This window comes from Christensenella sp. (assembly GCF_034927525.1).
Lineage (GTDB): Bacteria > Bacillota > Clostridia > Christensenellales > Christensenellaceae > Christensenella.
Map to the genome: position 1 here is coordinate 1 of NZ_JAYFPU010000298.1, position 5,791 is coordinate 5,791.

6 protein-coding genes are annotated in these 5,791 nt (G+C 54.4%); 1 reads left to right on the forward strand and 5 read right to left on the reverse strand.

From position 1 onward, the window contains the following. The 4 genes from VB081_RS11975 to iorA form a co-directional block, all read right to left on the reverse strand. Window positions 1-914 (reverse strand): FGGY family carbohydrate kinase (locus VB081_RS11975; RefSeq protein WP_323401031.1); only part of this gene is annotated, 914 nt, incomplete at its 3' end. A gap of 122 nt (window positions 915-1,036) precedes the next feature. Further along, window positions 1,037-2,272 (reverse strand): phenylacetate--CoA ligase family protein, encoded by a 1,236-nt coding sequence (locus tag VB081_RS11980; RefSeq protein ID WP_323401032.1) that lies wholly within the window; start codon window positions 2,270-2,272, stop codon window positions 1,037-1,039. A 28-nt stretch (window positions 2,273-2,300) separates the two neighbouring features. Continuing rightward, on the reverse strand, window positions 2,301-2,882 hold the full coding sequence (locus tag VB081_RS11985; RefSeq protein ID WP_323401033.1) for an indolepyruvate oxidoreductase subunit beta: 582 nt from the start codon (window positions 2,880-2,882) through the stop codon (window positions 2,301-2,303). After that, window positions 2,879-4,651, reverse strand: coding sequence for an indolepyruvate ferredoxin oxidoreductase subunit alpha (gene iorA, locus VB081_RS11990; RefSeq protein ID WP_323401036.1), 1,773 nt, complete (start codon window positions 4,649-4,651; stop codon window positions 2,879-2,881). The genes VB081_RS11985 and iorA overlap by 4 nt, the downstream gene beginning before the upstream one ends. 180 nt (window positions 4,652-4,831) lie before the next feature. On the opposite strand from iorA, the gene VB081_RS11995 reads away from it, so the two are divergent. Then, window positions 4,832-5,605: an NYN domain-containing protein gene (locus VB081_RS11995; RefSeq protein WP_323401034.1), complete on the forward strand. Its 774-nt coding sequence runs from the start codon at window positions 4,832-4,834 to the stop codon at window positions 5,603-5,605. On the opposite strand, the gene VB081_RS12000 is transcribed toward VB081_RS11995, so the two are convergent. After that, on the reverse strand, window positions 5,602-5,791 hold a 190-nt coding region (locus tag VB081_RS12000), incomplete at its 5' end, for a hypothetical protein (RefSeq protein ID WP_323401035.1). The genes VB081_RS11995 and VB081_RS12000 overlap by 4 nt on opposite strands.

Genomic DNA, 5,791 nt, shown 5'->3' on the forward strand with positions numbered 1-5,791 from the left:
CCCATAAACACGCTGCCCTCGATCACATATTGTATCTTCCCCTTGGGGGTGGCGGCGATGGTTGTCAGCAGCCCGTGCTTGCTGTAGCAAAGCTTTTCCCCCGTATTCATCAACAAAAAACAGCCCGTGCCGTATGTATTCTTAGCCTGCCCCGGCTCAAAGCACGCCTGCCCGAAAAGCGCTGCCTGCTGGTCGCCCGCGATTCCCGCAATGGGGACGTCCTTGCCAAACAGCCGCGTATGGCCATATATCTCCGCCGAGCTTTTCACCTCCGGCAGCATACGCGCCGGAATATCCAGCTCCTTTAAAATCTTCTCGTCCCACGAAAGTGTTTTGATGTTGAAAAGCATCGTACGAGACGCGTTCGTGAGGTCTGTCACATGCACGCGCCCCTTCGTCAAGTTCCACAATAACCACGTATCCACCGTGCCAAACAAAAGCTCCCCGCGTTTTGCACGCGCACGCGCGCCCTCCACGTGGTCTAATATCCATTTCAGTTTTGTCGCCGAAAAATACGCGTCGATCACCAGCCCCATATTCTCGCGGACATACGGCTCCCATCCGTCCGCTTTTAATTGCGCACAAATATCCGCCGTGCGCCTGCACTGCCACACGATCGCGTTATAAATAGGCTTGCCGGTGCTTTTTTCCCATACCACCGTGGTCTCGCGCTGGTTGGTGATGCCAATGCCCGCGACTGACTCAAGCGGTATCCCCGATTCTTCAATCGCCTCTTCCAAGACGGTATACTGCGAAGAATAGATTTCCAGCGGGTCATGCTCCACCCATCCCGGTTCCGGAAAATACTGCGGAAATTCGCGCTGCCGAGCGTTTACCATATTATGATCTTCGTCAAAAATAATACAACGGGAACTGGTCGTTCCCTGGTCGAGCGCAACAATGTGTTTTTTCATGCCGCTACTCCTGTGAATTTCATTTCCTTTATTGTATCGCATACACGCTGCAAAAACAATAAAAAACCGCCGCACGTTTTCCCCACATGCAACGGTTTTCTTTCTGATACGCCCCGGCCAGGTCACTGATACCGCAGATCGTGTATCCGCTTCGTTTTCTTTTCGCTGCGCGGCAGACCGCCGATCTCCACCGCCTGCGTATCGATTTTGATGCCGATGCGTTTTTTAAATTCACGCGCGACAGCCTCGCCCGTCTCGCACAGATCTGCGCCGTTCTCCACCTCAAACTGCAATACCATGCGGTCTGCACTGCCCACCTTGTCAAGCGTCACCATATATTCGCTGCTCACCTTGTCGATGCCCTTCAGCAGCATATCGATCTGGCTCGGATGGATGTTTACGCCCTTCACCTTCACTACGTCGTCTGTACGTCCCAAAATCCGGTCGTGCCGCGGATAGCTCCTGCCGCACGCGCATTTGCCCGGGATGATGCGCGACATATCGTGCGTCCGGTACCGAAGCAGCGGCGCGCCCTCTTTTTTGAGCGTCGTAATCACGATCTCGCCATACTGCCCGTCCGGTACGTTTTCGCCCGTGTCCGGATCGATGATCTCCATATACAAAAAGTCGTCGAAATAGTGCAGCCCCTGATGGCATTCACAGTCGATCGAAATGCCCGGCCCATAGATCTCCGTCAACCCATAAATATCAAAAAGCTCGATGCCCAGTCCCTCGCGGATACGCTTGCGCATCTTATCGCTCCACCGCTCCGAACCGATGATCCCTTTTTTCAGAGCGATCTTGTCCTTTAACCCCATTTTCTCCACCTGCTCGGCAAGCAGCAGCGCATACGAGGAGGTTGACCCCAGCACTGTGGTCTTTAAATCCGTCATCATCTTCAATTGTTTTTCGGTATTGCCCGGCCCCATCGGTATTGCCATGGCTCCCAGCGCCTCGCATCCCGCCTCAAAGCCGATGCCTGCCGTCCACAAACCAAATCCCGGCGTGATCTGTACCCGGTCGAGATTGGTCACCCCCGCGATCTCATAGCATCTGCGGAACATCTCGCACCAGTCCTCAACATCCTGCCGCGTATAAGGAATGATGACCGGCTCGCCCGTCGTGCCGGAAGTGGAATGAATGCGCACTACATCTTCCTCCCGCACCGCCTGAAGGCCGAGCGGGTACGCCGCCCTCAGGTCTCCCTTATCGGTGAACGGTATCTTTTTGATGTCCTCCGGCCCCTTCACATCGCGCGGGTCAAATCCGCCTTCCGCAAACTTTTGCCTGTAAAAAGGACTGTTCTCACTCACGTTTTTGAGCTGCTTTGCAAACAGCCCGAATTGCCTCTCATCCATTTCTAATCTCCTCTATTCTATTCTCTTTCTATTGTACGGAATCATATCCCGCCTCAAGTGCTTTTAAGTTCATATCCAGTATCTTCTGTGGAAGCGTGCGTATCAGCAGCTCGCGCATACGCTCCAGGGAAAAGGGGATCGCCCCTATGCCGATCGCTGCTCCAATCAGCACGATATTAACGGTTTTTGGGCTTCCGCATTCCTTTGCAATGCCGTACGCATCAATAAAATGCGCCTCCGCATGCCTGCCTATATATTCTTTGATTTCGTTAAGCTCATACGCTTTTCCCAAAAGCGAGGCCGTCACGGGGATCACCCGCTCCGTATTCACCACCGCCTTGCCACCCTTTTTCAGTCGCGGCAACGCCCGCGCTGCTTCCGCCGGTTCAAATGCCAGCAGCAAATCTGCCGTATGCAGGGGGATCACGCTGCTCTTATCTTCTCCATCCACGCGCACATGGCTCACAACGCTTCCGCCGCGCTGCGCCATACCAATGGTCTCTGACGAACGCACAAAGCACCCGTCCTCCATCGCAGACTGCGCGATCAGCCTCGAAGCCAAGATCGTGCCCTGTCCGCCCACACCGGCGATCAATACATCACACTTCATACTTCCGCCTCCTCGATCGCATCCACAGGGCAAACATACGTACACAGCCCGCAGCCGTAGCACAGTGAAGGCTCAACGGCCACCATCCCGTCCCGCAGCGCGATTGCCGGGCAGCCAATCTCGCGGATACATTTCTTACACGAAATACATTTTTCCGCATTGACCGCATATGTCTTTTCCGGCTTAAAAAGCGCAATACACGGCGACTTGAAGACGATCGCAGACACACCCTCGTGCTCCGCCGCTTCCTTTGCCGCCTGCTTCGCCAGCTCAAAATCGAGCGGGTCTATTGTTTTCACATATTGCACGCCGCACGCGCGCAGCATCCCCTCAATACTCACCGGCTCAGATTTTTCACCCATCATCGTCGTGCCCGTCCCCGGGTGCGGCTGATGCCCCGTCATCGCCGTCGTGCTGTTGTCAAGCACCACCACCGTGATGTCCGCCTTGTTGTACACCGCGTTGATCACGCCCGGTATGCCCGTGTGGAAAAACGTGGAATCGCCGATAAACGCAAAATATTTTTTGTCCGGCTCCATGTGCAAAAGCCCCTGCGCGACCGTGATGCCCGCGCCCATGCACAGGCACGTGTCCGCCATATCAAGCGGCTTCGCGTTGCCAAGCGTATAACAGCCAATGTCCCCGGTGAACACCGCGGGTATGCCCTTCATCGCCTGCTTGACCGCGTAAAACGACGCCCTGTGCGGGCATCCCGCACACAGCACCGGCGGCCGGATCGGAAGCTCAGGCGCGCTTTCCTCCCGCGCCTCTATATCGTCGATGCCGCAAAACGCCGCGATCGCTGCCCGCACCATCTCATGTGTATATTCCCCGTTTACAGGCAGGTTGCCTGTATCTTTTCCATAAACAGTCCATTTCAGCTGATGTTTTCCAGCCAGCTCGTGCAGGCTGTCCTCAATCACAGCGTCAAGGTCTTCGATCACGAGCACCTTATCAAGCTTTTCCATCTCACCCAGCACAAAATCTGCTGGGAACGGATACGGCGTGCCGATCTTTAAAAGCGTTACGTCCGCGCCAAGCTCCCCTATTGCTTCCTTTGCATAATTATACGCCGCGCCGCCGCTCACAATGCCGATCTTCCCACTGCCGACGGAAGTATTCCATTCCGACTGCGAAAACGCCGCTGCGATGTCCTTTTGCTTTTGCTCCAGCAGCCCGTGGTTTTTGTAAGAAAGGCTGGGGAAAATCACCCAGCGCGGGTCTTTTTCAAATCCGTCATAAGCGTGCTTTTCCACGCATTCTTCCGCTTCGATAGAGGCATACGAATGACATACGCGCGTCGTCGCACGCAAGATAACAGGCAATCCCCACTGCTCAGAAATACGGAACCCATCCTGCACCATGCGGTACGCCTCCTCCGGCGTCGCCGGATCGAGCACAGGCAGGTTTGCAAACTGCGCAAAGTGGCGCGTATCCTGCTCCGTCTGAGAAGATATCGGCCCCGGATCGTCCGCCACCATCACGACCATACCGCCCTTTGTACCCAAATAAGAAAGGCACATCAGCGGGTCAGCCGCTACATTAAGCCCCATCTGCTTCATCGTCACCAGCACGCGCGCACCCGAAAAGCTCGCGCCGCCGCCCACTTCCATAGCGGCCTTTTCATTGATCGACCACTCCACATGGATGTCGCCCGGATTATGCTTTGCGACCGTTTCCAGCACCTCCGTCGACGGCGTACCCGGATATCCGCACACAAGGTTCACGCCCGCGCGAATCGCGCCTCGGGCGATCGCTTCATTTCCCATCAATAACTTCAAAAAACTTGCCTCCTAAATACCGCCCTGCGCGGTATCCGCATTTTCAAAACTTCTTCAATTATAACAAACCTGCCCGCCCTTTGTAAAACGGAAATTGCGCAAAACAGGCGCATTTTCTATTAAGAATGGTTTATGATATACTATAAGAAAAAACGAAAGAAGTACTATATGGATAATAATGATAAAAGGATTGCGGTACTCATCGACGCAGACAATGTGTCCGACAAGTATATCAAGCTGATTTTTGACGAGATTTCCAACCACGGCACGCCCACCTACAAGCGTATCTACGGCGACTGGACGACCACGCAGAATTCATCGTGGAAGAAAGTGCTGCTCGATTATTCCATCGCGCCCATCCAGCAATACGGTTATACAAAAGGTAAAAACGCAACGGATTCCGCGCTCATCATCGACGCAATGGATATCCTCTATTCCGGTAATGTGGACGGGTTCTGCATTGTATCGAGCGACAGCGACTTCACCCGTCTTGCCGCGCGCCTGCGCGAATCGGGCATGCTCGTCATCGGCATGGGCGAACGAAAAACGCCTGCCGCCTTCATCGCAGCGTGCGAAATATTCAAATACTTAGAGGTGCTCGCACAAAGCACGGACGAAGCCGCGGAAGCCGCGCCGGAGGAAAAGGAAGAAAAGACCGGCCCCGCCAAGGCGAACACGCAGCAGCTGACGCGTGCCATCAAAGCGATCGTCAACGACATTTCAGACGACGACGGCTGGGCATTTTTGGGTGCGGTAGGCAACCGCCTCAACAAACGCTATCCGGATTTTGACTCGCGCAACTATGGTTACCCCAAGCTGACGCAGCTTGTGGAAGCGTTAAAGCAATTCGACATCGACACGCGCAAAACAGCCAACCCGCACATCAAGCACAAATTCATACGCAACAAGCAAGACAGCAGACCCGCCAAAAAGACGCGCTAGCTTTTTTGAAATACCCTACGCGCTCTTTTTGATACGGCAAGATAAACAAGCATCAGTACATCAAAAATAACGATGGGGATAAACAGCCCCGTCTGTGCCGCCAATACCTGCGCGGCAAGCGGCGCTGCGGGGCTTAAACTGAGAACGATGCCGCCTGCCGTATGCAGTATTGTCGCAATCAAAAAC